26 protein-coding genes, 6 tRNA genes and 1 pseudogene are annotated in these 25,996 nt (G+C 72.0%); 10 read left to right on the top strand and 23 right to left on the bottom strand.

Translation table 11 applies throughout. The annotated features are described in order from the left end of the window. Window positions 1-52 precede the first annotated feature (52 nt). The 9 genes from ruvA to pgsA all read right to left on the bottom strand — a co-directional run bounded on the left by ruvA (window position 53) and on the right by pgsA (window position 7,620). Window positions 53-658: a Holliday junction branch migration protein RuvA gene (gene ruvA / locus F3L20_RS10280; protein ID WP_150153985.1), complete on the bottom strand. Its 606-nt coding sequence runs from the start codon at window positions 656-658 to the stop codon at window positions 53-55. Next, window positions 655-1,242 carry a crossover junction endodeoxyribonuclease RuvC gene (gene ruvC / locus F3L20_RS10275; RefSeq protein ID WP_150153984.1) on the bottom strand — a complete coding sequence of 196 codons (588 nt, stop codon included), beginning with the start codon at window positions 1,240-1,242 and terminating at the stop codon, window positions 655-657. Before ruvC ends, ruvA begins: the two co-directional genes overlap by 4 nt. A gap of 107 nt (window positions 1,243-1,349) precedes the next feature. After that, the gene (locus tag F3L20_RS10270) at window positions 1,350-2,102 is read right to left on the bottom strand and encodes a YebC/PmpR family DNA-binding transcriptional regulator (protein ID WP_145827925.1); all 753 of its coding nucleotides are present in this window, start codon (window positions 2,100-2,102) and stop codon (window positions 1,350-1,352) included. A gap of 48 nt (window positions 2,103-2,150) precedes the next feature. Beyond that, entirely contained in the window at window positions 2,151-2,759 is a 609-nt protein-coding gene (pdxT, locus tag F3L20_RS10265) for a pyridoxal 5'-phosphate synthase glutaminase subunit PdxT (RefSeq protein ID WP_150153983.1), read from the bottom strand. Window positions 2,760-2,766: 7 nt separating this feature from the next. Continuing rightward, a complete protein-coding gene (gene pdxS, locus F3L20_RS10260; RefSeq protein WP_150153982.1) occupies window positions 2,767-3,678 on the bottom strand; it encodes a pyridoxal 5'-phosphate synthase lyase subunit PdxS in 912 nt (303 codons plus the stop codon). Window positions 3,679-3,814: 136 nt separating this feature from the next. Then, window positions 3,815-4,357: a LemA family protein gene (locus tag F3L20_RS10255; protein WP_145827928.1), complete on the bottom strand. Its 543-nt coding sequence runs from the start codon at window positions 4,355-4,357 to the stop codon at window positions 3,815-3,817. A gap of 448 nt (window positions 4,358-4,805) precedes the next feature. Next, window positions 4,806-5,969, bottom strand: coding sequence for a glycosyltransferase family 4 protein (locus tag F3L20_RS10250; protein WP_150153981.1), 1,164 nt, complete (start codon window positions 5,967-5,969; stop codon window positions 4,806-4,808). Then, window positions 5,966-6,895 carry a phosphatidylinositol mannoside acyltransferase gene (locus F3L20_RS10245; protein WP_150153980.1) on the bottom strand — a complete coding sequence of 310 codons (930 nt, stop codon included), beginning with the start codon at window positions 6,893-6,895 and terminating at the stop codon, window positions 5,966-5,968. The genes F3L20_RS10250 and F3L20_RS10245 overlap by 4 nt, the downstream gene beginning before the upstream one ends. Continuing rightward, window positions 6,892-7,620: a phosphatidylinositol phosphate synthase gene (gene pgsA, locus F3L20_RS10240; RefSeq protein ID WP_150157285.1), complete on the bottom strand. Its 729-nt coding sequence runs from the start codon at window positions 7,618-7,620 to the stop codon at window positions 6,892-6,894. Before pgsA ends, F3L20_RS10245 begins: the two co-directional genes overlap by 4 nt. A 267-nt stretch (window positions 7,621-7,887) precedes the next feature. Between pgsA and F3L20_RS10235 the strand changes: the two genes are divergently transcribed. Then, entirely contained in the window at window positions 7,888-10,086 is a 2,199-nt protein-coding gene (locus tag F3L20_RS10235; RefSeq protein ID WP_150153979.1) for an elongation factor G-like protein EF-G2, read from the top strand. 219 nt (window positions 10,087-10,305) lie between these two features. Beyond that, window positions 10,306-11,961: a cytochrome d ubiquinol oxidase subunit II gene (locus F3L20_RS10230; RefSeq protein WP_150153978.1), complete on the top strand. Its 1,656-nt coding sequence runs from the start codon at window positions 10,306-10,308 to the stop codon at window positions 11,959-11,961. A gap of 64 nt (window positions 11,962-12,025) precedes the next feature. Here the strand turns inward: F3L20_RS10230 and F3L20_RS10225 are convergent, their stop codons facing one another. The 4 genes from F3L20_RS10225 to F3L20_RS10210 form a co-directional block, all read right to left on the bottom strand. Then, complete coding sequence (locus F3L20_RS10225; protein ID WP_145827933.1) at window positions 12,026-12,574, bottom strand: HIT family protein; 549 nt, start codon at window positions 12,572-12,574, stop codon at window positions 12,026-12,028. Between the two features lie 79 nt (window positions 12,575-12,653). Next, window positions 12,654-14,630 carry a threonine--tRNA ligase gene (thrS, locus tag F3L20_RS10220; RefSeq protein WP_150153977.1) on the bottom strand — a complete coding sequence of 659 codons (1,977 nt, stop codon included), beginning with the start codon at window positions 14,628-14,630 and terminating at the stop codon, window positions 12,654-12,656. A gap of 93 nt (window positions 14,631-14,723) precedes the next feature. Continuing rightward, complete coding sequence (locus tag F3L20_RS10215) at window positions 14,724-15,950, bottom strand: hypothetical protein (RefSeq protein WP_150153976.1); 1,227 nt, start codon at window positions 15,948-15,950, stop codon at window positions 14,724-14,726. Then, entirely contained in the window at window positions 15,947-16,513 is a 567-nt protein-coding gene (locus F3L20_RS10210) for a DUF4365 domain-containing protein (protein ID WP_024887413.1), read from the bottom strand. The genes F3L20_RS10215 and F3L20_RS10210 overlap by 4 nt, the downstream gene beginning before the upstream one ends. A gap of 168 nt (window positions 16,514-16,681) precedes the next feature. Here F3L20_RS10210 and F3L20_RS10205 point away from each other — a divergent pair, with 168 nt between their 5' ends. After that, the gene (locus F3L20_RS10205) at window positions 16,682-17,407 is read left to right on the top strand and encodes a 3'-5' exonuclease (protein ID WP_150153975.1); all 726 of its coding nucleotides are present in this window, start codon (window positions 16,682-16,684) and stop codon (window positions 17,405-17,407) included. A gap of 67 nt (window positions 17,408-17,474) precedes the next feature. Here F3L20_RS10205 and F3L20_RS10200 read toward each other — a convergent pair. From F3L20_RS10200 to F3L20_RS10180, 5 genes and pseudogenes are all read right to left on the bottom strand, one after another. Beyond that, a tRNA-Val gene (locus F3L20_RS10200) sits at window positions 17,475-17,546 on the bottom strand. A gap of 39 nt (window positions 17,547-17,585) precedes the next feature. Continuing rightward, window positions 17,586-18,035, bottom strand: coding sequence for an SRPBCC family protein (locus F3L20_RS10195; protein ID WP_145827937.1), 450 nt, complete (start codon window positions 18,033-18,035; stop codon window positions 17,586-17,588). Window positions 18,036-18,084: 49 nt separating this feature from the next. Continuing rightward, a pseudogene (locus F3L20_RS34480) lies at window positions 18,085-18,375 on the bottom strand (extracellular solute-binding protein); the annotation flags it as partial. A 308-nt stretch (window positions 18,376-18,683) separates the two neighbouring features. Next, a tRNA-Val gene (locus tag F3L20_RS10185) sits at window positions 18,684-18,755 on the bottom strand. Window positions 18,756-18,834: 79 nt separating this feature from the next. After that, window positions 18,835-19,293, bottom strand: a complete 459-nt coding sequence (locus F3L20_RS10180) for a TIGR02611 family protein (protein WP_150153974.1) — start codon at window positions 19,291-19,293, stop codon at window positions 18,835-18,837. Window positions 19,294-19,484: 191 nt separating this feature from the next. Between F3L20_RS10180 and F3L20_RS10175 the strand changes: the two genes are divergently transcribed. Then, complete coding sequence (locus F3L20_RS10175) at window positions 19,485-19,898, top strand: SsgA family sporulation/cell division regulator (protein WP_004002642.1); 414 nt, start codon at window positions 19,485-19,487, stop codon at window positions 19,896-19,898. Between the two features lie 327 nt (window positions 19,899-20,225). Continuing rightward, complete coding sequence (locus tag F3L20_RS10170; RefSeq protein WP_150153973.1) at window positions 20,226-20,786, top strand: CGNR zinc finger domain-containing protein; 561 nt, start codon at window positions 20,226-20,228, stop codon at window positions 20,784-20,786. A 118-nt stretch (window positions 20,787-20,904) separates the two neighbouring features. Here the strand turns inward: F3L20_RS10170 and F3L20_RS33945 are convergent, their stop codons facing one another. After that, window positions 20,905-21,057, bottom strand: a complete 153-nt coding sequence (locus F3L20_RS33945) for a hypothetical protein (RefSeq protein WP_167534502.1) — start codon at window positions 21,055-21,057, stop codon at window positions 20,905-20,907. 150 nt (window positions 21,058-21,207) lie between these two features. Then, a complete protein-coding gene (locus tag F3L20_RS10165; protein ID WP_150153972.1) occupies window positions 21,208-21,657 on the bottom strand; it encodes a hypothetical protein in 450 nt (149 codons plus the stop codon). A gap of 200 nt (window positions 21,658-21,857) precedes the next feature. Between F3L20_RS10165 and F3L20_RS10160 the strand changes: the two genes are divergently transcribed. Then, a complete protein-coding gene (locus F3L20_RS10160) occupies window positions 21,858-22,382 on the top strand; it encodes a DsbA family protein (RefSeq protein WP_150153971.1) in 525 nt (174 codons plus the stop codon). A gap of 323 nt (window positions 22,383-22,705) precedes the next feature. Here the strand turns inward: F3L20_RS10160 and F3L20_RS10155 are convergent, their stop codons facing one another. The 3 genes from F3L20_RS10155 to F3L20_RS10145 are packed head-to-tail and all read right to left on the bottom strand — an operon-like array spanning window position 22,706 to window position 25,453. After that, window positions 22,706-23,530 carry a GNAT family N-acetyltransferase gene (locus F3L20_RS10155; protein WP_150153969.1) on the bottom strand — a complete coding sequence of 275 codons (825 nt, stop codon included), beginning with the start codon at window positions 23,528-23,530 and terminating at the stop codon, window positions 22,706-22,708. Between the two features lie 52 nt (window positions 23,531-23,582). After that, window positions 23,583-24,404 carry an aminotransferase class IV gene (locus tag F3L20_RS10150; protein ID WP_150153967.1) on the bottom strand — a complete coding sequence of 274 codons (822 nt, stop codon included), beginning with the start codon at window positions 24,402-24,404 and terminating at the stop codon, window positions 23,583-23,585. Then, on the bottom strand, window positions 24,401-25,453 hold the full coding sequence (locus F3L20_RS10145; protein WP_150153965.1) for a chorismate-binding protein: 1,053 nt from the start codon (window positions 25,451-25,453) through the stop codon (window positions 24,401-24,403). Before F3L20_RS10145 ends, F3L20_RS10150 begins: the two co-directional genes overlap by 4 nt. Window positions 25,454-25,607: 154 nt before the next feature. Between F3L20_RS10145 and F3L20_RS10140 the strand changes: the two genes are divergently transcribed. From F3L20_RS10140 to F3L20_RS10125, 4 genes are all read left to right on the top strand, one after another. Next, window positions 25,608-25,680, top strand: a tRNA-Gly gene (locus F3L20_RS10140). Window positions 25,681-25,717: 37 nt separating this feature from the next. Next, a tRNA-Cys gene (locus F3L20_RS10135) sits at window positions 25,718-25,791 on the top strand. A 1-nt stretch (window position 25,792) separates the two neighbouring features. Beyond that, window positions 25,793-25,864 (top strand) — tRNA-Val (locus F3L20_RS10130). A gap of 26 nt (window positions 25,865-25,890) precedes the next feature. After that, window positions 25,891-25,962: transfer RNA gene (locus F3L20_RS10125), tRNA-Val, on the top strand. Window positions 25,963-25,996: the final 34 nt, after the last annotated feature.

The following is a 25,996-nucleotide window of genomic DNA, read 5'->3' as shown; positions in this document are numbered from 1 at the left end:
CCTCAGCTCTCCGTACGGGCTCGGGTGCGGGCCGTCGGGCGGCCGGCGCGGGCTATCGGGCGCGGTTCAGCGTCTGCAGGGCCGCCTTCAGCAGCTGCCCCACCGGTACGGCGCCCTCGGCGGCCTCCGCCTGCGGGGTGACCGCGGCCACGGCCTCGTCGGCCTCACGGGTCGCGTACCCGAGGCCGATCAGGGCGGCGTGCAGCTGGTCGCGCCAGCCGGCGGTGACGGGCGCGCCGACGGCGGGGGTGCCGGTGGGCTCGCCGAGCCGGTCCTTCAGTTCGAGCAGGAGCTTCTGGGCGCCCTTCCTGCCGATGCCGGGGACGGCGGTCAGCGCCTTCTCGTCCCCGGTGGCCACCGCTCTGCGCAGGGCGTCGGGGCTGTGCACGGCGAGCATCGCCTGGGCCAGCCGGGGGCCGACGCCGCTGGCGGTCTGGAGCAGTTCGAAGACCTGGCGCCCGTCGTCGTCGGCGAAGCCGTACAGCGTCAGGGAGTCCTCGCGGACGACGAGGGAGGTGGCGAGCTTGGCGGGCTGCCCGACGCGGAGGGTGGACAGCGTGTCCGGCGTGCACCGGACGGCCATGCCGACACCGCCGACCTCGACCACCGCGGTGTCGGGGGCGAGGGCGGCGACCGTGCCGCTGACGAAGGCGATCATGCCGTACGGCCTTTCGATGCGTGGGGGGCCACGGTGGCCCGCGGGGTCTTCGGCGGTGTGCGGGGGGTACGCGCAGCGTGCGCGGCGGCGGCCTGCTGGAGCCGGTTCTGGGCGGGGGCGCGCCAGATGTGGCAGATGGCGAGGGCCAGGGCGTCGGCGGCGTCGGCGGGCTTCGGCGGTGCGTCGAGCCGCAGCAGGCGGGTCACCATGGCGCCGACCTGGGCCTTGTCGGCCCGGCCCGAGCCGGTGACGGCGGCCTTGACCTCGCTGGGGGTGTGCAGCGCGACGGGGATGCCGCGCCGGGAGGCGCAGAGGATCGCCACGGCGCTGGCCTGGGCGGTGCCCATCACCGTGCGCACGTTGTGCTGGCTGAAGACGCGCTCCACGGCGACGAACTCGGGCCGGTGCTCGTCCAGCCACTGCTCCAGGCCCTGCTCGACGGCGACCAGGCGGTGCCCGAGGTCGGCGTCGGCCGGGGTGCGGACCACTCCCACGCCGAGCATGGTCAGCGGGCGTCCCGCGACCCCTTCGACGACACCGACACCGCACCGGGTCAGTCCCGGGTCCACCCCCAGCACGCGCACGCGTCGCCCCCTTGCTCGATCACCTGTTTGTGCAGGCTATCGGGTGCCACCGACAACGCGGCGGGCCGACGGGGTGTGTTCCCGTCGGCCCGCCGGCTGTGGACGCGTCACGCGTCGACCTTCTCCATGATCTCGTCGCTGACGTCGAAGTTGGCGAAGACGTTCTGCACGTCGTCGCTGTCCTCCAGCGCGTCGATGAGCTTGAAGATCTTCCTGGCGCCCTCCTCGTCCAGCTCGACCTGCATGGTCGGGACGAAGTTGGCGTCGGCCGACTCGTAGTCGATGCCGGCGTCCTGCAGCGCGGTGCGCACGGCGACCAGGTCGGTGGCCTCGCTGAGCACCTCGAAGGACTCACCGAGGTCGTTGACCTCCTCGGCGCCCGCGTCGAGGACGGCGGTGAGGACGTCGTCCTCGGACAGCTCACCCTTGGGGACGATCACCACGCCCTTGCGGTTGAACAGGTACGACACGGAACCCGGGTCGGCCATGGAGCCGCCGTTGCGGGTCATCGCGACGCGCACGTCCGAGGCGGCGCGGTTGCGGTTGTCGGTGAGGCACTCGATGAGCACCGCGACGCCGTTGGGGCCGTAACCCTCGTACATGATCGTCTCGTAGTCGGCGCCACCGGCCTCCAGGCCGGCGCCGCGCTTGACCGCGGAGTCGATGTTCTTGTTCGGGACCGACTGCTTCTTCGCCTTCTGGATGGCGTCGTACAGCGTCGGGTTGCCTTCGGGATCGGCTCCGCCCATCCGGGCCGCGACCTCGATGTTCTTGATGAGCTTCGCGAAGAGCTTGCCGCGCTTGGCGTCGATCACGGCCTTCTTGTGCTTCGTCGTGGCCCATTTAGAGTGGCCGGACATCTGCCTGTCTCCTTCGCGTAACCCATCTCTGCAACGAACGCAGGAATCCTACAAGGAGTCCCCGCGCCGGTACGCCCGCACCATGTCGGTGAACAGCCGGTGCACCCGGTGGTCGCCGGTCAGCTCCGGGTGGAACGAGGTGGCCAGCGCGTTGCCCTGGCGGACCGCGACGACGTGGCCGTCGTGCTCGGCGAGGACCTCGGCCGCGGCGCCGACGGACTCCACCCAGGGGGCCCGGATGAAGACGCCCTCCACGGGTTCCCCGGGGACGCCCTTGACGTCGACGGCGGCCTCGAAGGACTCGTTCTGCCGGCCGAAGGCGTTGCGGCGGACGATCATGTCGATGCCGCCGACGGTCTCCTGCCCGGAGCGCGGGTCGAGGATCTTGTCGGCGAGCATGATCATGCCGGCGCAGGTGCCGTAGACCGGCATGCCGTCACGTACCCGTGCGCGCAGGGGCTCCATCAGACCGAACAGCGCGGCCAGTTTGGAGATGGTGGTCGACTCCCCGCCGGGGATGACGAGGCCGTCCACCTCGGCGAGTTCCTCGGGGCGCCTGACCGGCCCGGCCGCGGCGTCGGCCGCGGCCAGGGCCACCAGGTGCTCCCGTACGTCGCCCTGCAGGGCCAGGACGCCGATGACAGGCGCGTCGGTCATCCGCTCGTCACCAGCCGCGGTTGGCGTAGCGCTCGGTCTCGGGGAGGGTGTCGCAGTTGATGCCGACCATGGCCTCGCCGAGGTTGCGGGACGCGTCCGCGATGATCTTCGGGTCGTCGTAGAAGGTGGTCGCCTTGACGATGGCCGCGGCACGCTTGGCGGGGTCGCCGGACTTGAAGATGCCGGAGCCGACGAAGACGCCCTCGGCGCCGAGCTGGCGCATCAGCGCGGCGTCGGCCGGGGTGGCCACTCCGCCGGCGGAGAACAGCACGACGGGCAGCTTGCCCAGCTCGGCGACCTCCTTGACCAGCTCGTAGGGGGCGCGCAGCTCCTTGGCGGCGGCGTACAGCTCGTGGTTGTCGTAGCCGCGCAGGCGGGCGATCTCGTTCTTGATCTGGCGCAGGTGACGGACCGCCTCGACGACGTTGCCGGTGCCGGCCTCGCCCTTGGAGCGGATCATCGCGGCGCCCTCGGCGATGCGGCGCAGGGCCTCGCCCAGGTTGGTGGCACCGCACACGAAGGGGGTGGTGAAGGCCCACTTGTCGGAGTGGTTGACCTCGTCGGCCGGGGTGAGGACCTCGGACTCGTCGATGTAGTCGACGCCGAGCGACTGCAGCACCTGGGCCTCGACGAAGTGGCCGATGCGGGACTTGGCCATCACCGGGATGGAGACGGCGTCGACGATGCCCTCGATCATGTCCGGGTCGGACATGCGGGCCACACCGCCGTCCTTGCGGATGTCGGCCGGGACGCGCTCCAGAGCCATGACGGCGACCGCGCCGGCGTCCTCGGCGATCTTCGCCTGCTCCGGCGTGACGACGTCCATGATCACGCCGCCCTTGAGCTGCTCGGCCATGCCGCGCTTGACGCGCGCGGTGCCGGTCTCGGGACCCTGGTTTTCGGTGAGCGTGCTGGACACGGATGACCTCGCTGAGGTGAGGGGGATTCTGCAGCACTGAGGGAACGTGAACGGAGCAGGCCACAGCAAGGGCCAATGGAGAGCCGGTGGCTCGTTTTCGGTCGCCGCCCGTCGCTGAAGTGGCTGGATCTTGCCGTCAGGCGGCCCGCTCCACCAGGGCCGTCGGCGGCTCGTCGTCCATCTCGAAGGCCATCGGGAACGGCGCGTGGCCGGCCAGCCGGAACCAGCGCACCTTGCGGTGCAGGCGCAGCGCGCGGGCGGCCCGTACGGCGTCGTTGTGGAAGCGGCGGGCCATCGGCACCCTGCGGACGGCCTCGGCGAGTTCCAGCGCGGCCTCCTCTCCCCCGGGCACCTCCCGGACCGCGTCCACCTGGTGGGCGTCGGCGAAGACCGCCCGCAGGGCCTGGCTCAACTCGCTCTCGGCGACCTCCCGTTGCTCCTCCACCGCCTGCCGCGCCGCGTGCGCCGCCTCGTAGAGCACGATCGACGCGGCCGGGTCGAGCACACCGGAGGTGGCCAGTTCCTGCGCCACGGACGCGCGGCGCAGCAGTTGCGCGTCGAGCGCGGCGCGGGCGGCGTCGATCCGGGCGTGCAGCCGGTCCAGCCGCCCGGCGGTCCAGCTCAGGTACAGCCCGACGGCGACGAGGACGACGAGGATCCAGATCAGGGTTGGGGTCACGGGCGGCAAGGCTAGTACCGCCTGCGCCGGCCGCGGTCCCTGGGGCGGTGCCGGTCGCGCAGTTCCCCGCGCCCCTGAGGGCGTTCACCTCCCGCCGTCTGCGCACAGTCGTGCCGCAGGGGCGGCACGGGTGGGCGCAGGCGGCACCCTCTCGGTGGGCCTCGCCTTCCGCGCCGTACCCGCGGCTCACGGGGTGCCTCGCGTCCTCGTACGCCGGGTGCAGCCCGCCGGGGGCTGGTCGCGCAGTTCCCCGCACCCCTGAGGGCGTTCACCTCCCGCCGACTGCGGACAGTCGGGTGGGCGCAGGCGGCACCCTCTCGGTGAGCCTCGCCGGCAACGCCGTACGCCCGGTGCAGGTCACACGTGGCCGGTCGCGCGGTTCCCCGCGCCCCCAGGGGCATTCACCCCACCGCCGTCGGCGAGTTCCCGCCGTCTGCGGGCAGCGGGACTAGTCCCGGGCCAGGCCCAGGCGGGCCCTCAGGCCCGTCGCCCTGTCGTCCGTGGCGACCGCCGCCGCGCCTGCCGTGACCGTCTCGTAGACGGAGAGAATGTCCGCGCCGACCGTCGACCAGTCGAAGCGGCGCACATGGGCGCTGCCCCGCGCGCGCAGCTCCTCACGGCGCACGGGGTCCTCCAGGAGGCGCACCGCCGCGTCGGCGAGCGCGTCCGCGTCCTCGTTGGCGAACAGCTCGCCCGCCGCGCCCTGGTCGAGGACCTGGGCGAACGCGTCGAGGTCGGAGGCGAGCACCGGGGCGCCCGCCGACATCGCCTCGACCAGGATGATGCCGAAGCTCTCACCGCCGGTGTTGGGCGCCACGTACAGGTCGACGCTGCGCAGCAGGCGGGCCTTGTCCTCGTCGCTGATCATGCCGAGGAACTCGACGCGCGGGCGCAGTTCGGCCGGCAGCGACTCGACCGCCTCCTTCTCGTCGCCTCGTCCGGCCACCAGCAGCCGCGTCCGCGGGCGGGCGGCGAGGATCTTCGGCAGCGCCCGCATCAGCACCGGCAGGCCCTTGCGGGGCTCGTCGATGCGGCCGATGAAGCCGATGGTGTCGCCCTGCCACTCGGGCTCGGGCTCCGCCTTGGCGAAGAAGTCGACGTCGACGCCGTTGGGGATCACCACCGCGTCGCCGCCCAGGTGTTCGACGAGGGTGCGGCGGGCGTACTCGCTGACCGCGATGCGCGCGCTGATCTTCTCCAGGGCGGCCTGGAGGATGGCGTACGCGGCGATCATGGCCTTGGAGCGCGGGTTGGAGGTGTGGAAGGTCGCCACCAGCGGGCCCTGAGCCGCCCAGCAGCTCAGCAGGCCCAGGGACGGCGAGGACGGCTCGTGGATGTGCACCACGTCGAAGGAGCCGTCGTGCAGCCAGCGCCGCACCCGCGCGGCCGACAGGAATCCGAAGTTGAGCCGGGCCACCGAGCCGTTGTACGGCACCGGCACGGCGCGGCCGGCGGAGACGACGTAGGGCGGGAGCGGGGTGTCGTCGTCGGCCGGCGCGAGGACGGACACCTCGTGCCCGAGACGGATGAAGTACTCGGCCAGGTCTCGGATGTGGAACTGGACGCCACCCGGCACGTCCCAGGAGTACGGGCAGACGATGCCGATCCTCACGCGGTCCCCTTCTGGTCCTTCTCGCGGGCGGTCGCGGGGTCGAGGTCCTCGGTCCACAAGCGCTGCAGCATGTGCCAGTCCTCCGGATGGTCGGCGATTCCCGTGGCGAAGGCGTCGGCCAGCGCCTGTGTCATGACGGACGTCTTCTCGGCGCGCGTACCTGACGCGGGAACCTCGACCGGGGCGTGGACGCGGCCCCGCATCGCCGGTGAGTTCTCGTACCAGAGGGTCACGGGCAGCAGCCGGGCGCCGGTCTGCTGGGCCAGCAGGGCGGGGCCGGCGGGCATCCGGGCGGGGCTGCCGAAGAAGTCCACCTCGACGCCCGAGGAGGACAGGTCGCGGTCGGCGACCAGGCAGACCAGGCCGCCGTCGCGCAGCCGCCGGGCCAGCGTGCCGAAGGCGGAGCCGCCGCTGTGCGGCAGGACCTCCATGCCGAGGCCCTCGCGGTAGGCGACGAAGCGGTCGTAGAGGGTCTCCGGCTTGAGGCGCTCGGCGACGGTGGTGAACGGTATGCCGAGCTGGGTGGTGACCCAGGCGCCGGCGAGGTCCCAGTTGGCGAGGTGCGGCAGCGCCAGGATCACGCCCTTGCCGGCTTCCATGGCGTCGCTGAGGTGGTGCAGGTCCGTGGGGTGGAAGGAGTCCGCGATGTGTGCGGGGCTCCAGGCGGGCAGCCGGAAGGACTCCATCCAGTAGCGCAGGTACGAGCGCATGCCCGCGCGGGACAGCTCCGCGAGCCGCTGGGGTCCCGCGTCCGGCACGACGCGCGCGTAGTTGCTCTCCAGCCGCAGCACCCCCTTGCCGCGCTGCTTCCAGGCGACGTCGGCGATGGTGCGGCCGAGGCGGACGGCGACGGGCTCGGGCAGCTTCTTGACGGTGCCCCACCCGGCGCCGTACAGGGCGTCGGCGAGCCGCTCCTGGGCGCTCACTGCGCGGCCTCGCTCCCCTGCGTCTGCTGCTGCTCGGCGGCCTCCGCCTCGGCGGACTCGCGGCGGACGGTGACCACCCGCTGGACCAGCGTGACGAGGCTGCCGACGGCGACGGCCCACAGGGCGACGGGCAGCAGGTACTGGATGCCGGGCACGCCGAACGCGTGCAGCCCCGCGAGCCCCGCCGCGACCAGCGAGATCACCAGCCGCTCGGCCCGCTCGACCAGCCCGTTGACGGCGACCGGCAGTCCGATCGACTCGCCGCGCGCCTTGGTGTACGACACCACCTGGCCGCTGGCCAGGCAGAAGATCGACACCGCGCACAGCGCGTTGTTGTCGCCGGAGCCCGCGTACCAGAGGGCGAACCCGCCGAAGACCGCGCCGTCGGCGACCCGGTCCAGGGTGGAGTCCAGGAAGGCGCCCCAACGGCTGGAGCGTCCGAGCTGGCGGGCCATGTTGCCGTCGACCAGGTCCGAGAAGACGAACAGCGTGATGACGACCGTGCCCCAGAAGAACTCGCCCCGGGGGTAGAAGACCAGCGCGCCGGCCACCACGCCCGCGGTGCCGATGAGCGTGACCGTGTCGGGGCTGACCCCCCGCCGGATGAGAAACGCGGCGAACGGTGTGAGGACACGCGTGAAAAATGCACGCGCGTACTTGTTCAGCATGGCCTTCCCGACGGTCGGTGTGGCCGCGTGACCCCTGCTGGCCACCGGCGGGCCCATCGTAGTCACGCACGCGGGTGCGCGGCTGCGGGGCACCCGCACCGCGGCCCCGCGGCCGCCGCGACGGAGCGGGCCGCACCCCCGTGGGCGGGGGCCGCGCGCGGGATCCGGTCCTTCGTATGGACGCACCGTGACGGGAGTGGAAAGCTCGAAGGACCGCGGGCGCCGCCGTAGCCGCACCGCAGGCGATGCCCCCGGACCGGGTCCGGGGAAGGGTTCGACGGGTCCGCGCCCACAGTGACCTCACCGTGCACGGGAGGCAGGATCATGGGCGACAAGGCGCACACACACCCCGGGGCCGCCGGCAGGGCACAGGCGGCCGACCGCCCCACGTCCGTACGGAACGTGGTGCTGGTCGGCCACTCCGGATCGGGCAAGACGACGCTGGTGGAGGCCCTCGCGCTGACCGCGGGGGCGGCGAACCGGGCGGGCCGCGTGGAGGACGGCGGCACCGTCTCCGACTACGACGACATCGAGCACCGGCAGCAGCGTTCGGTGCAGCTCTCCCTGGTGCCGGTGGAATGGGGCGGCATCAAGGTCAACTTGCTCGACACCCCCGGCTACGCCGACTTCGTCGGGGAGCTCAGGGCCGGTCTGCGAGCGGCGGACGCGGCCCTTTTCGTCGTCTCCGCCGCGGACGGCGTGGACGGCTCGACCCGCATGGTGTGGGACGAGTGCGCGGCGGTCGGCATGCCCCGCGCCATCGTCGTCACGCATCTGGAGGCGGCCCGCGCCGACTTCGAGGAGATGACCCGGATCTGCGCGGAGACCTTCGGCGGGGACGACCCAGACGCCGTGCTGCCGGTGTACCTGCCGCTGCGCGGCCCCGAGGGACCCGACGGGCACACGCCCGTGACCGGTCTGATCGGCCTGCTGACGCAGAAGCTGTTCGACTACTCGAGCGGCGAGCGCGTGGAGTCCGAGCCGGTCGGCGACCATGTGCCGCTGATCGCGGAGGCACGCGGCCGGCTGATCGAGGGGATCATCGCCGAGAGCGAGGACGAGACCCTCATGGACCGCTACCTCGGCGGTGAGGACGTCGACGTCAAGACGCTGATCGAGGACCTGCAGCGGGCGGTGGCGCGGGGCGTGTTCTTCCCCGTGCTGGCCGCCGCGCCCGCCGCCCCCGGCGCCCGTCAGGGGCTCGGCACGGTGGAACTGCTCGACCTGATCACCGGCGGTTTCCCGACCCCGCTGGAGCACGGCACCCCGCGTGTGACCACTCCGGACGGCAGGCCGCGCGAGCTGAAACCGTGCGACCCCGACGCCCCGCTGGCCGCGGAGGTCGTGAAGACCTCCTCCGACCCCTACGTGGGACGGCTCTCGCTGGTGCGCGTGTTCTCCGGGACGCTGCGCGCCGACCAGACCGTCCATGTGTCCGGCCACGGGCTGAGCGACCGGGGCCACGAGGACCACGACGTCGACGAGCGGGTCGGCGCCCTGTCCACGCCGTTCGGCAAGCAGCAGCGGCCGGTGTCGCACGTCATCGCGGGCGATCTGGCGTGCGTGGCGAAGCTGGGCCGCGCGGAGACCGGGGACACCCTGTCCGGCAAGGACGACCCGCTGGTCATGGAGCCCTGGGAGATGCCGGACCCGCTGCTGCCGCTGGCCATCGAGGCGCACAGCAAGGCCGACGAGGACAAGCTGTCCCAGGGGCTGAGCCGACTGGTGGCCGAGGACCCGACGATGCGTCTGGAGCAGAATCCGGACACCCATCAGGTGGTGCTCTGGTGCCTCGGTGAGGCGCACGCGGACGTGGCGCTGGAGCGGCTGCGCAGCCGGTACGGCGTCCAGGTCGACGTCGTGCCGCACCGGGTGTCGCTGCGGGAGACGTTCGGCGGGAAGGCGTCCGGGCGCGGCCGGCACGTCAAACAGTCCGGCGGGCACGGTCAGTTCGCGATCTGCGAGATCGAGGTGGAGCCGCTGCCGAACGGTTCGGGCATCGAGTTCGTGGACAAGGTCGTCGGCGGCGCCGTGCCCCGGCAGTTCGTCCCCTCGGTGGAGAAGGGCATAAGGGCCCAGGCCGTCAAGGGAGTTGCCGCCGGACATCCGCTCATCGACGTGCGGGTGACGCTGCTGGACGGCAAGGCGCACTCGGTGGACTCCTCCGACGCCGCGTTCCAGACGGCGGGCGCGCTGGCCCTGCGGGAGGCCGCCGCGGACGCGCGGATCCATCTGCTGGAGCCGGTGGCCGAGGTGAGCGTGCTGGTCGGCGACGACTACGTCGGGCCCGTGATGAGCGACCTGTCCGGCCGCCGCGGCCGGGTGCTGGGCACCGAGCAGTCGCCCGGCGGGCGCACCCTGATCCGGGCGGAGGTGCCCGAGATCGAGATCGGCCGGTACGCGGTCGACCTGCGGTCGCTGTCGCACGGCACGGCCCGCTTCAGCCGCCGCTACGCCCGGCACGAGCCCATGCCGCCGCAGGTCGCGGAGCGGGTCAAGGAGGAGGCGCGCGCGGCCTCGTGACCGGCGCCGGGCGCCCGCCGGTGCGACCGGCGGGCGCCCGCGCAGGTACCGCGCCGTACCGGCACTCCGATGCGCCCCGCTCCGTACCGGAGAACGGCTTGGAGCGACCCCCGGCGGACGACGGTGGCTGCCTATACGCTGAACACCTGATCAACAGGTGTGCGCAGCACGGAAGTCGGGAAGGCCGCAAGACGACAGTCGCGGCGATCGGGGGCGGGAATGACCGTTGAGAGCGGTTACGCGGATTTTTTCGGTCCGCAGGTGCCGCGCACGGGCGACGAGGGCCAGACACCCACGTTCGCGCTGGCCTCGGCTGCCTACCGGGACAACGAGGCCGACGAGATACTCAAGGCCAACAGCGAGTGGCACAAGTCGGAGGTCGCCAAGCCACGGATCAAGCTGTTCCGGCCCAATCTGGGCGAGGCGTTCTCCCGGGCGGTCATCGACCGCATGCTGGGCTCCGGCCGCGCCCCGCTCATCCAGTCCTTCGGCACCCAGCCCCAGGTGGTGGTCGAGCACGCGCTGGCGGCGCACCGCATCCGCCGCGAGCGCGACAACTGGCTGACCGCCGTCATGGTCCTGTGCGGGCTGCTCTTCCTGCCCGGCCTGCTGGTGTGGCTGCTGGTCTTCCAGATCCGTACGACGATGACCAAGCGCGACGACAAGCGGGCGGGCGCGTTCGCCACCGCCCTGCTGGTCGGCGTCGGCGCCCTGGCCGCGCTGTTCCTGCTGCGCATGCCGTTCGACGGTTTCTGGGGCTGGTACGCCCGCGCGGCGGTGGTGGCACCGGTGCTCGGCTGGTTCTGGGCCAAGCGGATCTGCGAGCGCACCGCGAGGGACCTGCGGGAGCGCTGGGACAGCCTGCTCTCCGGCAGCAGCATCGGCGCCAAGGTGCCCGAGGCGGTGCCGAGCAGCCCCGGTGAGACCGCGGCGGAGCAACTGAGGCAGTCCCTGGCCCGGCTCAGTGCCGAGCAGCAGTCCAACTCCGTGTTCTACGCCGGTCCCAAGGGGATCCTCGGCATGGGCACCCGCTGGGGCAGCTGGCAGCTCGCCGAGGACCTGGTGCAGGCCGACCCCGACCGGGAGATCCACCCGTTCCGCAGCTGGGACGTCATCAGGGCGATCCACGACCGGCTGCGCATGCTGGAGCGCGGGCCGCTGAACACCGGTGGCTTCCCCAAGCCGTCGATCCGCCACTGGATCGTCACGCCCATCGGGGAGAACGCCACGTCGGTGTCCCGGCCCGAGGGCACGGACGTGGAGGCGTACCAGGTCAAGCAGCACGCGATACAGGAGATCTGCAACAAGCAGCAGTTCGGCGCGGGCGACCGGCACTACCTGGGGGTGCAGTGGACCCTGTGGGACGGCCAGCTGGTGATCACCATGCTGATCACGGTGACCGTACTGCACGAGACGCTGCGTATCGAGGTGACCGGGCACGCCCTCGGACCGGTGCACTCCCTGTTCACGACCAAGCCGGCGGCCAAGGAGAAGGAGGTCCAGAAGTCGATCAGGTTCTGGGAGACCCGGAAGGTGAAGCTCCCGCTGGTCGACTCGGACGAGGTGGTGCGGCTGGCCGCGCGGGCGCCCCTGACGAAGTACCCGCCGCTGCTGTACTGGCTGGGAGGCAAGCTGAGCCTGCCCGAGCCGTTCGGGCTGCGGCACGCCTGGGCGGACAAGCCCTGGCGGCACCGGTTCATGGCGGACGACGCGCTGCGGGCCGCCACCCCGGTCCTGCGGGTGGTGCACTCGGCGGCGATCAAGGTGCTGGCGGAGAACGGCGTGGACACGGAGAAGTTCGGTTCCCGCTCCTCGTCCCTCTCCACGGCGGTGCAGGACGTCGCGCCGAAGAACGCCGACCTGTACGACGCGTAGGCGCACCGGTCGGGCGGGGTCCGTGTGACGGACCCCGCCCGGGGGCCGGACCGGCCGGCCGGTGTCAGTCCGTGGGCCAGGCCTCCGCCAGCATCTTGCGGGTGTCCGCGAGCAGCTGCGGCAGCACCTTGGTGTGCCCGATGACCGGCATGAAGTTGGTGTCGCCGCCCCAGCGTGGCACGACGTGCTGGTGCAGGTGGGCGGCGATGCCCGCACCCGCGACGGTGCCCTGGTTCATGCCGATGTTGAAGCCGTGGGCGCCGGACGCCGTGCGCAGCGCGGTCATCGCCTGCTGGGTGAGCGCGGCGAGCTCCGCCGTCTCCTCGGCCGTGAGTTCCGTGTAGTCGGCCACGTGCCGGTAGGGCACGGTCATCAGGTGGCCGCCCGTGTACGGGTACAGGTTGAGCACCGCGTAGACCAGCTCGCCGCGGCGCAGGATCAGCCCGTCCTCGTCGGAGCCGGCCGGGAGGGAGCAGAAGGGGCAGCCGTCGCCGGCGCCGGGGCCGCTCGGCTTGTTCTCGCCCTGGATGTAGGCCATCCGGTGGGGCGTCCACAGACGCTGGAACGCGTCCTGCGTGCCCACTCCCAACTGCTGCTCCGGCTCACTCGTCATGCGTGCAGCATATGGCGTGTCCCGCGGCACGCGGAAAAGGCCCCCGGGAGATCCCGGGGGCCTCGACGCCGTGCGCGGGTCAGATCTGCGCCCGCTCCTCGACGACCTTGGCGATCTTGGCGATGGCCTCGTCGACGGGGATGCCGTTCTCCTGCGAGCCGTCGCGGTAGCGGAAGGAGACCGCGCCGTTCGCCATGTCCTCGTCGCCCGCGATGACCATGAAGGGCACCTTCTGCTTCTGGGCGTTGCGGATCTTCTTCTGCATCCGGTCCGAGGAGGAGTCGACCTCGACGCGCAGGCCCTGCTTGCGGGCCGCGTCCGCGAACTTCTCCAGGTACTCGACGTGCGCGTCGCCGATCGGGATGCCGAGCGCCTGGACCGGGGCGAGCCAGGCCGGGAAGGCGCCCGCGTAGTGCTCCAGGAGCACCGCGAAGAACCGCTCGATGGAGCCGAACAGCGCGCGGTGGATCATGACCGGGCGGGTCTTGGTGCCGTCCGCGGCCGTGTACTCCAGGTCGAAGCGCTCCGGCAGGTTGAAGTCGAGCTGGATGGTCGACATCTGCCAGGTACGGCCGATCGCGTCCTTCGCCTGGACGGAGATCTTCGGGCCGTAGAAGGCGGCGCCGCCCGGGTCCGGGACCAGCGGCAGGCCCTGCTTCTCGGCGACCTGGCGCAGCGTCTCGGTCGCCTCCTCCCAGGCCTCGTCGGTGCCGACGAACTTCTCCGGGTCCTTGGTGGACAGCTCCAGGTAGAAGTCGGTCAGGCCGTAGTCGCGCAGCAGGTTGAGGACGAAGGTGAGGGTCTTGTCGAGCTCCTCGGACATCTGCTCGCGGGTGCAGTAGATGTGCGCGTCGTCCTGCGTGAAGCCCCGGGCCCGGGTCAGGCCGTGCACCACGCCCGACTTCTCGTACCGGTACACGGTCCCGAACTCGAAGAGGCGCAGCGGCAGTTCGCGGTAGGAGCGGCCGCGCGCGTCGAAGATCAGGTTGTGCATCGGGCAGTTCATGGGCTTGAGGTAGTAGTCCACGCCCTCGTCGAGCTGCATGGGCGGGTACATGCCGTCGGCGTACCAGTCCAGGTGGCCCGAGGTCTCGAAGAGCTTCCCCTTCGTCGCGTGCGGGGTGTAGACGAACTCGTAGCCCTCCTCCTCGTGGCGGCGCCGCGAGTAGTCCTCCATGACCCGGCGGATGATGCCGCCCTTGGGGTGGAAGACGGCGAGGCCGGAGCCGATCTGCTCCGGGATGGAGAACAGGTCGAGCTCGCTGCCGAGCTTGCGGTGGTCGCGCTTCTCGGCCTCGGCGAGGAACTCCAGGTGGGCCTTCAGCTCCTCCTTGGAGGGCCAGGCGGTGCCGTAGATGCGCTGGAGCTGCTTGTTCTTCTCGCTGCCGCGCCAGTAGGCGGAGGCGTTGCGCATCAGCTTGAACGCCGGGATGTTCCGGGTGGTGGGCAGGTGGGGACCGCGGCAGAGGTCCTTCCAGCACAGCTCCCCGGTCTTGGCGTCCAGGTTGTCGTAGATCGTCAGCTCGCCGGCGCCGACCTCGACGTCCGCCCCGTCGTCGTGGGACGCGGCGCCCTTGAGGCCGATCAGCTCCAGCTTGTACGGCTCGTCGGCGAGCTCCTCGCGGGCCTCGTCGTCGGTGACGACCCGGCGGGAGAAGCGCTGGCCGCGCTTCTGGATCTCCTGCATCTTCTTCTCGATGGCCTTGAGGTCATCGGGGTGGAAGGGCTTGTCCACGTCGAAGTCGTAGTAGAAGCCGTCCCGGACCGGCGGGCCGATGCCCAGCTTGGCCTCGGGGAACAGCTCCTGCACGGCCTGGGCCATCACGTGCGCGGTGGAGTGGCGCAGGATGTTCAGGCCGTCCTCGGAGGAGATCTCGACCCCTTCGACGGTCTCGCCGTCCTGGATCGCGTACGAGAGGTCCTTGAGCTCACCGGCCACCCGCGCGGCGATGACCGAGCGCTCGCCCGCGAAGAGCTCGGCGGCCGTAGTGCCCGTCGTCACCACGCGTTCTTCCCGCTCGGAATCGCGTTGGATGATCACACGGACGTCTGACACCGGTCTCTCCTGACTGAAGGCAGTGGTCGCGGCGCCATACCCGAGCGCACGCATGGGTGCGATCGTACCGACCCGGCACGGCGGGACGCGAAATCAGTCGTCGCAACCCGGACCGCGGGCCTCGCCGAAACAGTCCGCGCTCTCCTGCAGCGCCTTCATCAGCCGGTCCCGCTCGGCCTCGTCCACCTGGACCGGCGCGACCTCCTGGACCCCGGTGAGACGGCGGAACCCGCCCCGGCTGTGCAGCCGCCCGCGCAGGCGCACCGGCAGGCCCAACAGATGGGCGTGCCCGGCGATCCTGTAATGCTCCTCACCCAGGGTGACGCGGACGTGTCCGACCTCGGCTCCGGCGAGCACCCGCAGCCGCACCGTCCCCTCACCGCGGGGCTCCGGCCGGTACATGCGCACCACCGCGCCGGTGACCGTGACCGTGACGGACGGCTCCGCGCACTGGTAGCGGCGGCCGGCCTCCATGAGCACGGGCAGGTCGCCGGGTGAGAACTCCACCGGCTCGGCGGCGGCCACGCAGCCCGCGGGCACGCCGGCCGCGGGGGCCCAGGACACGGCGACCCGGGCGCCCTCCGTGCCCCGGACCAGGGCGACGAGTGCCTCGGTGAGTTCGTGGTTGACGCCCGCCCCGACGGCCGTCGCGAAGGCGTCCATGCCCCCGGTGGCGCGCCGGTGGTCGACGGCCTCGCGAGCGGCGTGCAGGGCGTGGAACAGGCACACCGCGAGGGGGCGGCCGGTGGTGACGGGGACGAAGGCGGTGAGGGTGCGGCCGCCCTGCGCCGGGCCCACCAGGACGCCGTCCAGCGCGGTGGCGGCCGGGCGGCGGTGCCGGGCGCCGTGGAAGCCGGTGCGGGCGCGGGTGGCGAGCGCCGCGGAGAGCAGGGTGCGGCGGGCGGCGGACCGCAGCCGCTCCTCCGCGGTCCAGGCGACGGCGTCGCCCGGACCCGCCGGGATGTCGCGCCACCAGCGGATCTCGTCGCTGGGCACGGAGAGGGCGAGCAGGATCTCGCGGGCGGAGGGGGTGCCACTGCGGGACAGCGCCTGCAGCGCCTCGGCGAGCAGGTCCTCGCTGTCGGGGAAGGCCCGGCCGACCGGGACCAGCAGGCTGGTGCCGGTGTCCGGGCCGGGCGGGGCCCAGCGGCCGTAGCGTCCGGGGGCGCCGCCGCGCCGCTGCCAGCCGTGCCGGCGCAGCAGGGCGGTGAGCACCACGGGGTCGGTGTCCGCGGCCTCGGGGGGCGGCCCGTCGAGGGCGGCGTCGGCGGGGTGCGGGCGTACGGGCCGGGCGGGCTCCCCGGTCGGGCGATGGGTCACGGTTTTCCTCCCGTCCCGACCCGCGTCATGATCTCGCACAGCGCCCGGTCGTCGAAGACGCGTGAGGTGGGGATCCGCACGGTGGTACGCCGGCGGCCGGTGACGGGGTGCCCGGCGAGGTTGGTCCAGTAGCAGCAGTGGCGCAGGTCGAGCCGGTCGTGGTGGGCGCGCAGCCAGTCGTCCTGGGAGCGCGGCAGGATCATCACGACGAGGATCTTGTGCACGGAGACCGGGGTGCGGGCGAGCTTCTCCAGGTGGGCGTTGTCCAGCGTGAAGGAGAAGGAGCGGCCCCGAGGGTGCGGGGCGATCTGCGATGTCGCCTTGAGCTGCACCTTGATGGTGACCTCGTCGTCGACCAGGTGTCCGGGGGCGCTGTGGCTGACGTGCCAGTCGATGCCGTTGTCCGGGAAGGGCTGGGACAGCGAGCAGCCGGCCGCCGCGGCGACGGCGTGCAGATAGCCGACCTGCAGGGTCTCCATGCAGGCGGTGGTGGCGAGGGTGCCGCGAGCGGCCGGTGTGCGCTCCGGCAGCAGCCCGCCCCGTTCGGGCTGCGCGATGGCCATGACCAACAGCCTTCCAGAACAGTCGAATCCCATGTGCGGGTCGCTGAACTGCAAAGACCCGTACTCCTGTTGTCTCCTTCCGGCGTACGGCGCAAACAGCCCGGGTATCACCGGACCGAGCAGTGGACGGCGCGTCAACTGCTGATGGTGAGCGAGGGGTTGGTGGGTATGACGTGCTGGTACGAGGGGCCGCTGGCCGCCTTTGACACGGAGACGACGGGTGTGGACGTCGAGGCCGACCGGATCGTGTCGGCCGCCCTCGTCGTGCAGGACGCCGCGGGCTCCCGGCCGCGGGTGACCCGCTGGCTGGTGAACCCGGGGGTGCCGGTGCCCGCCGCGGCGACGCAGGTGCACGGGCTGACGGACGAGCATCTGCAGCGCAACGGCCGCTGGCCCGCGCCGGTGATGTACGAGGTCGCCCAGGCGCTGGCGGAGCAGGCGGCGGTGGGCCGGCCGGTGGTGGTGATGAACGCGCCGTTCGATCTGACGCTGCTGGACCGGGAGTTGCGCAGGCACCGGGCGTCGTCGCTGGCCCGCTGGTTCGAGCGGACGCCGCTGCTGGTGCTGGATCCGCGGGTGCTCGACAAGCATCTGGACCGCTACCGCAAGGGCCGCCGCACGCTGACGGATCTGTGCGCGCACTACGAGGTGGAACTGGAGGGCGCGCACGACGCGGCGGCGGACGCGGTGGCGGCCCTGGAGGTCACCCGGGCGGTGGGACGCCGGTTCGCGGCCCGGCTGGAGCGGCTGTCCCCCGGTGAGCTGCACACCCTGCAGGCGGTGTGGCACGCGGCGCAGGCGCGGGGCCTGCAGGCGTGGTTCGCGCGCACGGGCACGGAGGAGGTCGTCGATCCGGCCTGGCCCCTGCGCCCGGACCTGCCGGCAGCGGCGTGACACGGCGGAACCGCGCGGAAAAAGAAAGGAGCGACGTGGTCGGCGGACCACGTCGCTCTCCCGAGCGTGGGCGATACTGGGTTCGAACCAGTGACCTCTTCGGTGTGAACGAAGCGCTCTCCCACTGAGCTAATCGCCCGGGAACGCACCGAACAATACAGGGCTCAGGACGCTTCCTTCAAACCGCTTCGAGGTGTGCCGCCAGTCCGCGCCGCCCGGCCCGCAGCATCAGCGCGTGGTTGGCGCGGAAGAGGGGCCGGCCGGGCACGGCCAGCAGACGCAGCAGCCGCGCGCGGACGTCGACCTCCTGCTCGTAGTGGGTGAGGCAGCCGTGCGCGCCCAGATCGGTGACGGTCCAGCGGGCCCAGCCGTCGATGTCGCCGGACAGCCCCGCCTCCAGCACGCCGTTCTCCCGGTCCCGCCTCCCCTCCCGCAGGGTGAAGGTCAGGTCGTACGGCAGGACGGAGCGGATCGTGACGATGCCGGTGGTGTCGTCGAGGCGGGCGACCTCCCGTACCTGCGGCCACCACCGGGGGTAGTCCTCGATCCGCTCCAGTACGCCGTACACGGTCGCGGCGGGCGCGGACAGGGTCCACACACTGCGGAAGCGGTAATGGTTCCGGTCCATGTACGGAGTGTGCCCGCCTACGCCCGCCTCGTGCGTCATGGCGTGCGGTCCCCCGGAGTGGGAGGTTGCCAGCCTTCACCCGCTCATCGAGGTCGAGCGGCACATTCTTCGGGTCGTATTCGCAGGAATCCAGGGGCATTCTGGAACACGTCCGGCGGATTCCCGCCCGAGGCAGGGGTGTTGAACTGCCTCCACGAATCCGTGTACGGCTGGAAGTCGGTCTTGACCTGTTCTTCGGATTGTTCTCCCCGAAGAGGCCGATGGTCTTGTTGATGCTCTGGGCCCGGCCCCCGGCGCCCCACCACGCATAACGGACCGTCACCGTCCGTTCCAGAGCCCCGTGACACAAGGCGCGGAGGCCCTCAGGGCATGTCGATGATTCGGACAGGAATGGCCGACCGCTCTCGGCACGGTCCTGACGACGGCCTCGCGCGACGGGGATCCGGGGCGGGGCGGAAACCGGCGGGTCGGCACCGCGTGGCCGACCGGCCGAACAACGCGGCACCGGCGCCGGCCGCCGCCGCGGAAGGTCACGGTTGGATGAACGCGAGGAAAGCGGAACCCCGCGACGGGGGCGGGAGCGGCACGCCGGCCCGCACGACGAAGCGGCCCGGCTCACGATTCGTGAGCCGGGCCGCCTTGATCCGGTGGGCGATACTGGGTTCGAACCAGTGACCTCTTCGGTGTGAACGAAGCGCTCTCCCACTGAGCTAATCGCCCGGACGCAGGAAGAACATTACCCCATGTCAGGGGGTGCCCGTGACCACCCGGGGCCGGGCGGTCCGACCCCCGGCGCGCGTCACTGGTCCTTGATCTTCCACGGCATCTGCAGACCGAACTTCCACAGGTAGAAGCCGGCCAGCGCGGCCACGATCACCAGGCCGACCGAGGTCAGGATGATGTTGCGGCGGCGCACCCTGGGGTCAAGCGCCCGCTGGGCCGCCTCGGTGACCTTGCGCTTGGTCCAGCGCAGCACCAGCTGGGCCCACACGAACTCGGTCGCCCAGATCGCCATGCCGCCGAAGATCACGACCCAGCCCGGGCCGGGCAGCGGCAGCATGATCACGCCGGCCACCACCACGGCCAGGCCGACGACGAAGACCCCCACCTGCCAGCTCAGATGCAGCGCCCGCCGCGCTCTGACGAACTCGGGTGCCCGCGACCCGAGCCCCCGCTCGTCCCGGCCCTCGCCCTCGTTCACCGTCACCCCGTGGGTCGCCGCCGCGACCTCGACGGACTCGTCACTCCCCGTGTTCATGCAGCCCAACACTACCGGAGCCAAAGACATCACCGGAATGGGCGCAGGCCGCGAACGATCTCTCGGCCGGAAGAGTTACGTAATCCCACGCAAAACACTCAGAGGGGTTTACAACGGCACCGTAGGTGGCATGTCGATTTCGCCGACGTGCGAATCCCCGAGCGCACACTGAGCGAAAGGCCCTGGCGCTTATGAACACCACGGTCAGCTGCGAGCTGCACCTGCGCCTCGTTGTGTCGAGCGAGTCCTCCCTGCCTGTCCCCGCAGGCCTGCGGTACGACACGGCCGACCCCTACGCCGTGCACGCCACCTTCCACACCGGAGCCGAGGAAACCGTCGAGTGGGTGTTCGCCCGCGACCTCCTCGCCGAGGGACTTCACCGCCCCACGGGCACCGGCGACGTCCGCGTCTGGCCGTCGCGCAGTCATGGTCAGGGCGTCGTGTGCATCGCCCTGAGCTCTCCGGAGGGGGAAGCCCTGCTCGAGGCCCCGGCGCGGGCCCTGGAGTCCTTCCTGAAGCGCACAGACGCCGCCGTGCCGCCCGGCACGGAACACCGGCACTTCGATCTCGATCAGGAGCTCTCGCACATCCTGGCGGAAAGCTAGGCGAGGGCCACAAAACCGCCCGACGCCGTCGACTCGGGGTGACGGCTCGGGCCCGGACAGCCGCATACGGGCAGCCGCATACGGCTCACACACAACGGCGCCGACGCCGCGGTCCACCGCGGCCCGGCGCCGTTGTGCTGCCGGCGGGGGCGCGGTCCCGCTGTCCACGGCGGCACACGCACGCTCGGCCGGGAACGACCGGGCGCCGTTCCGCGTTGGATTCGAAGTCATGTGCGGAACCGGGGGAGGTGCCGGGTACGCCGGAACCACTACCATCGGCCAGCATCGGCGGGCGCCCGCCCGACCCCCCAGGCCAGGGAGCGAATCGTGCTGATCACCCATGACACCCGGTGCGCGCTGGACACCGTGGTGGATCTGGTGAACACCGCACCGGAGGACGACGCGACACCGGACGGACTGCCGGACGTCGCGGCCCTCGAGGCGTTCGTGCGGGACCACAAGGTCAGCGAGGTCGGCACGCTCACCGAGTTCGACCTGGCCGGGGTGCGCAAGATCCGCGCCCGGTTCGCCGCGGTCTTCGCCGCGCCCGACGCCCGCAGCGCGGCGACGATGATCAACGAGCTGATCGCTGCGGCCGGCACCACTCCCCGGCTCACCGACCACGACGGCTACGACTGGCACGTGCACTACTTCGCGCCCGGCGCCTCCGTGGCCGACCATCTGGCCGCCGACTGCGGGATGGCGCTGGCGTTCTTCGTGGTCGCCGGTGAGCAGGAGCGGCTGCGCCGCTGCGAGGCACCGGACTGCCGCCACGCCTTCGTCGACCTCTCCCGCAACCGCTCGCGCCGCTACTGCGACAGCCGCACCTGCGGCAACAGGCTGCATGTCGCCGCCTACCGGGCGCGCCGCAAGGAAGCGGCGGGCTGACCCCTTCGAACGCTGCCGACCGTCACCGGTGGGGGGATGCCCCCGGCTGTGTGGACGGTCGTACGGATGGTGGGCCGACGCGGTCCCGACGGGTGACGCCGGGAACCGCGGGTACGGCTCACAGCCACAGCAGGTCGTGCAGGGCAGCCGTGAGCAGCAGACACCCGATCACCGCAAGGAAGATCATCAGCGGTGGCTGGGATAAGGCGAAAAGGCATCCGCGCGGCTCGTCCTGCAGCGGCGTGGCATCGCTCTGTGTCGTGTCCAGCATCTCGCCGCGATGATGACGCATCGGACGGGCCCCAAGCGATCAACACTCACGGAAAGTACGCGGGTACGCCGAAACCGCGACCTACGGTTCGGTTGGTGATCACTTCCGGGCGGTCCGGGACCCCCTGTGACGCATGTGGTCCGAGGGGCGTCAGATGCCGTGCTTCTTGAGGATGGCCTCGATGTCGCTGAAGTCGTCGTCGCCCTGGGAGGCCGGCGCGCGGCGGGGCGCGGGGCTCTCTCCTCGGGGGGTCGCCTCACCCAGCGCCGGCGCGGAGGCGCCCGGTGCCGCGGCTGCGGGGGCGGCCGCCTGCCGTGCCGCCCTGCGTTCCTTACGGGTGCCGCCGCGTCGGCGCTCCACGGTGCGGGTGGTGGCGAACAGCACCCAGGACAGCCCCAGCACGCCGAAGCCGGCCCAGGCGGTCGGGCTGAAGGCGGTGTCCGCGAGCCAGTCGACGACCCCGGCCATGACCAGGCCCAGCGGCACCAGCGCGTACGCGGCGATGCGGGTCGCGGCGAGGTAGCGCTTGCGGTAGGCCGTGACCACCGCGATGCCCAGGCCCGCCGCGGCGACGGCGGAGCAGACGGTCTCGGCAATCATCCGGTCCTCCAGGGCAGGTGCGTACGGGCACGAGGAGATCTCGTCCCTTCCATCCTGCACCCGCCGCGGGTCGCCGGGCCACGCTCGGGGCGGACATCAGGGACATCTCCGGGTCGCGGATCATCCGCAGGTGCCGGCCGGTGCCCGTCCGGTACGTGCCCGGATTGGGTGGGGCGGGGCCCGGCTGGAAGACTGTCACCATGAGTGACTCCTCCCCCGCCCGCCCCGCCGCCCCCGTTCTCGAGGTGTGGTGCGAGCTGCAGTGCTCCGACTGCCGGACAGCCCTGGACGACCTGCGCGCCCTGCGTGCCCGGTACGGCGACCGCCTGGAGATCCGGCTGCGGCACTTCCCGCTGGAGAAGCACAAGCACGCCTTCGCCGCCGCGCAGGCCGCCGAGGAGGCGTGGGAGCAGGGACAGGGGTGGCCCTACGTGGAGGCCGTGCTGGGCCGGCTCGACGAGCTGGACCGCCGGGGCGAGTCCTTCCTGGTCGAGGTCGCCGCCGAGCTGGGTCTGGACGCCGAGGAGGTCGACACCGCCCTGATCGACGGACGGCACATCCTGGTGGTGGACGCGGACCAGGCCGAGGGCAAGGCGATCGGAGTGACCGGGACGCCGACGTACGTCATCGGCGGCGAGCGGCTCGACGGCGGCAAGAGCCAGGAGGGGCTGCGGGCGCGCATCGAGGAGATCGCGGACCGTCTGCTGGCGGACCAGGAGGCCTGACCGGCCCCGCGGCGCCTGGTGCCTGGCGGCACACCGAGTCGGCCGCGCGTGCCCCCGCACCGGTGGGCGGGCCGGCTGCACCGGTACCGCGACTGGTCGCCGGTACGGCCGAACCGGCGTCCTGACCCGGCGCCCGGGTCCGCCACGACGGCCCACGTGCCTGGAGAACGGCTCCCCCGCCGGCCCGGCCCGCCGGGATCGGCCGCACCGATGGCGCGGCCGACGCGCCTCGCCCGAGTACGGCCGTGCTCGGTGCCGGGCCGTCCACCCTGTCCGGTGGCGGTCGTGACCGGTACGGACGGGCAGGCGAGAACCGGCCGCGGTCACATCAGTGGTTTGTACAGCGAGTAGCTCGTCGTCGTGTAGCCGAGTGAGGCGTAGAGCCGTTCCGCCGGGGTGTTGCCGGCAAAGACGTTGAGGCCGAGGGCCCTGTTGCCCGCGGCGGTAGCCTGGGCCTCGGCCAGGAGCATCAGACTGCGGCCGTGGCCCCGGCCGCGGTGCGCCGGCACGGTCTCCACGTCGTACACGTAGGCCCGCTCCCCGCGCAGCGCGAGCCACAGCGTGCCGACCACGGTGCCCTCGTGCTCGAGGACGCTGAGGACCATGTCCTCCGTGGCGAGACCGTAGGGCAGCAGCGCCGCCTGGTCGGAGGCGGCCTTGGCGCGTGCCTCGGCCTCGGGCACCCCGCGCCGGACCCACTCCTGCGCGTAGTCCTCCGAGCTACTGGCCTGCCAGGGGACGAACTCCTCCTCGGTCATGGGCCGTGCGCGCGTGCCGTCCGGCAGGGCGGGCGGGGTGTCGCCGAGGGCCTTCTCCATGGACCGGTTGCGCGCGACGTAGCCGAGTGCCGTGGCGAGGGAGAGGGGAGTGCCCGGTTCGGCGGGGACGGTGGCCTCGATGCGCCGGCAGCCCCAGGTGCGGGCCACCTCCTCCGCCGCCAGGGCGGCCACCGTGCCCCGGCCGCGCCGCCGGTCCGGTTCGTCGATGCGCAGGCTGACGACCCGGGCCACGGCGTCGCCGAAGACCGGGTCCGTGCCGAGGTGCACCTCCCCGACGGGACGGCTGTTCACGCAGACGTGGAAACGGCGCGAGCGCGTTCCGTCGGGGTTCCGCTGAAGCGGCTCGGTCGGCCGCAGGGTGGTGGTCATCAGGGGTGTTCTACCCGCTCCGCTCCCCCGCTTCAGCCGGTTTTCCGGCCCCTCACGGATCGATGTCCGCCGCGGACCGCTCGTCGAAGACCCGCATGGCCTTGGCCGTCACCGGGCCGGGGGCGGCGGACAGTTCACGGTCGTCGACGCGGTGGACGGCCTGCACGTCACGCAGGGTGGAGGTGAGGAAGATCTCGTCGGCGTCCCGCAGGACGTCCAGCGGCAGGTCGGTCTCCTTGGCGCCGGTCCACTCGGCGACCAGGGCGCGGGTGATGCCCGCGAGGCAGCCGGAGGCGAGCGGCGGGGTGTGGATCTCGCCGTCGAGGACGACGAAGACGTTCGACCCGGTGCCTTCGCAGAGCTGTCCGACCGTGTTGGCGAACAGCGCCTCGGTGGCGCCGTGTTCACGGGCGCGGGCGAGGGCGACGACGTTCTCGGCGTACGAGGTGGTCTTCAGGCCGGTGAGGGCGCCGCGCTCGTTGCGGGTCCAGGGCACGGTGACGACGGCCGTGGAGTCGGGGCGGCGGGTGGTCCCGCCGAGGGCGACCACGAGGGTGGTGCCGTGCTCGCCGCGGTCGGAGCCCAGCGGGCCCCGCCCTCCGGTGTAGGTGAGGCGCAGCCGGCCGAGCGGCACGGGGTTGGCCTCGAGGACGGCGGCGCAGGCGCGGCGTACCTCGTCGAGGTCGGGGTCGGGCAGCCCGAGCCCGCGGGCCGAGCGGGTCAGCCGGTCGAGATGCCGGGTGAGGGCGAACGGCCGCCCGTCCACGGCCTTCACCGTCTCGAAGATGCCGTCGCCCACGGTCAGTCCGTGGTCGAGGACGGAGACGCGGGCGGACTCGATGTCCCGCAGCGCGCCGTCGAGCCAGATCTTCACGTCCGGATCCTTTCGCTCACCTGGTACGTCCCCGACGCTACCGCGAGCAGCCGGGAGGCCTTCAGCTCGGTCTCCCGCCACTCCCCCTCGGGATCGGAGCCCCAGGTGATGCCGGCGCCGGTGCCGAACCGCAGCACGGCCGCGCCCCGCGTGTCCCGGTCGATCCAGAAGGTGCGGATGCCGACGGCGAGCACACCGGTGCCGCGGTCGGCGTCGACCCAGCCGATCCCGCCGCAGTAGGGGCCGCGCGGTGCCGGTTCCAGGGCCTCGATGATCCGCAGGGCGCTGGACTTGGGCGCCCCGGTGACGGACCCGGGCGGGAAGGCCGCGCCGAGCAGTTCGGGCCATCCCTGGCCGTCCCGCAGCTCGCCGCGGACCGTCGACACCAGGTGGAACAGACCGGGGTGCTTCTCGACGGCGCACAGGTCGGGCACCGTGACCGTGCCGGTGGCGCAGACCTGCCCGATGTCGTTGCGGACCAGGTCGACGATCATGACGTTCTCGGCGTAGTCCTTCTCCAGCAGGTCCTGCTCGGTCCGGCCGGTGCCCTTGATGGGGCCGGACTCGACGACCCGACCGTCCCGGCGCAGGAACAGCTCGGGGGACGCGGTGGCGATCTCCACGCCGTGCCGGGGCAGCCGAATCGTTCCTGCGTACGGCGCCGGGTTGCCGCGGGCCAGCAGCGCGGTGAGGGCGTCCACGTCGGCGTCCGGGGACACCGGCGCGGACAGGACGCGGCAGAGGTTCGCCTGGTACACCTCGCCCGCGGCTATGTGGTCGCGGATGCGACGCACCGCCGTCGTGTACGCGGCGCGGTCGAGGGAGGACGTCCAGTCACCGGCCGCCGGTCCCCGCCACGCCCCCGGCACCGGCCGGGGCACCGGCTCGTCCCGGACGTCCCGGAAACGGGCGCAGGTCAGACGGCCCTCGAAGTCGGCGGCGACGGCCCAGAAGCCCGTGGAGTCGAGGGCGGCGGGGTCGTCGGTGACGTCGGCGAGGCCGGTGGCGACGCGGTCACCGAAGCGCGCGAGAGGTGGCAGGTCGAGCACGCCACGAGTCTATGGCGGCCCGCGTGGCGGTGACGTGGCCACGCCCGTGAGCAGGCGCAGCGCAGCACGCTGCACAAACGGGTTTTTGTGCTGGCCCCGGAATCCGCTAGAGTTCAGTTCGTCGCCGGGACGCGGAAGCGGACCGAAACGACAGGCGGACGTAGCTCAGTTGGTAGAGCGCAACCTTGCCAAGGTTGAGGTCGCGAGTTCGAGCCTCGTCGTCCGCTCGAAGGAAGAGGGGGCTTCCCGGTCCCCTACACTCCTGGTGGAGTGGCCGAGAGGCGAGGCAACGGCCTGCAAAGCCGTCTACACGGGTTCAAATCCCGTCTCCACCTCCAAGGACGATTAGCTCAGCGGGAGAGCGCTTCCCTGACACGGAAGAGGTCACTGGTTCAATCCCAGTATCGTCCACTGGATCTTCTCGAAGATCCGTACCCGCGCGATTAGCTCAGCGGGAGAGCGCTTCCCTGACACGGAAGAGGTCACTGGTTCAATCCCAGTATCGCGCACGCAGTGCCCATGATCCGCTCCGCGGAGTGGTCG

Origin of the sequence: Streptomyces tendae, from assembly GCF_008632955.1 — a bacterium.
GTDB lineage: Bacteria > Actinomycetota > Actinomycetes > Streptomycetales > Streptomycetaceae > Streptomyces.
This window is presented reverse-complemented; position numbering and strand designations above follow the sequence as displayed.

Coding starts and splice junctions, on each gene's coding strand:
- F3L20_RS10225 (WP_145827933.1), bottom strand. CDS start 12,574: ATGACGAGTGAGCCGGAGCAGCAGTTGGGAGTGGGCACGCAGGACGCG.
- F3L20_RS10160 (WP_150153971.1), top strand. CDS start 21,858: ATGAGTGACTCCTCCCCCGCCCGCCCCGCCGCCCCCGTTCTCGAGGTG.
- F3L20_RS10210 (WP_024887413.1), bottom strand. CDS start 16,513: ATGGCCATCGCGCAGCCCGAACGGGGCGGGCTGCTGCCGGAGCGCACA.
- F3L20_RS10230 (WP_150153978.1), top strand. CDS start 10,306: ATGACCGTTGAGAGCGGTTACGCGGATTTTTTCGGTCCGCAGGTGCCG.
- F3L20_RS10270 (WP_145827925.1), bottom strand. CDS start 2,102: ATGTCCGGCCACTCTAAATGGGCCACGACGAAGCACAAGAAGGCCGTG.
- pgsA (WP_150157285.1), bottom strand. CDS start 7,620: ATGGGCCCGCCGGTGGCCAGCAGGGGTCACGCGGCCACACCGACCGTC.
- F3L20_RS10175 (WP_004002642.1), top strand. CDS start 19,485: ATGAACACCACGGTCAGCTGCGAGCTGCACCTGCGCCTCGTTGTGTCG.
- F3L20_RS10195 (WP_145827937.1), bottom strand. CDS start 18,035: ATGGACCGGAACCATTACCGCTTCCGCAGTGTGTGGACCCTGTCCGCG.
- F3L20_RS10235 (WP_150153979.1), top strand. CDS start 7,888: ATGGGCGACAAGGCGCACACACACCCCGGGGCCGCCGGCAGGGCACAG.
- F3L20_RS10165 (WP_150153972.1), bottom strand. CDS start 21,657: ATGATTGCCGAGACCGTCTGCTCCGCCGTCGCCGCGGCGGGCCTGGGC.
- F3L20_RS10155 (WP_150153969.1), bottom strand. CDS start 23,530: ATGACCACCACCCTGCGGCCGACCGAGCCGCTTCAGCGGAACCCCGAC.
- pdxT (WP_150153983.1), bottom strand. CDS start 2,759: ATGACCGACGCGCCTGTCATCGGCGTCCTGGCCCTGCAGGGCGACGTA.
- F3L20_RS10205 (WP_150153975.1), top strand. CDS start 16,682: ATGACGTGCTGGTACGAGGGGCCGCTGGCCGCCTTTGACACGGAGACG.
- ruvA (WP_150153985.1), bottom strand. CDS start 658: ATGATCGCCTTCGTCAGCGGCACGGTCGCCGCCCTCGCCCCCGACACC.
- F3L20_RS33945 (WP_167534502.1), bottom strand. CDS start 21,057: ATGCTGGACACGACACAGAGCGATGCCACGCCGCTGCAGGACGAGCCG.
- F3L20_RS10180 (WP_150153974.1), bottom strand. CDS start 19,293: ATGAACACGGGGAGTGACGAGTCCGTCGAGGTCGCGGCGGCGACCCAC.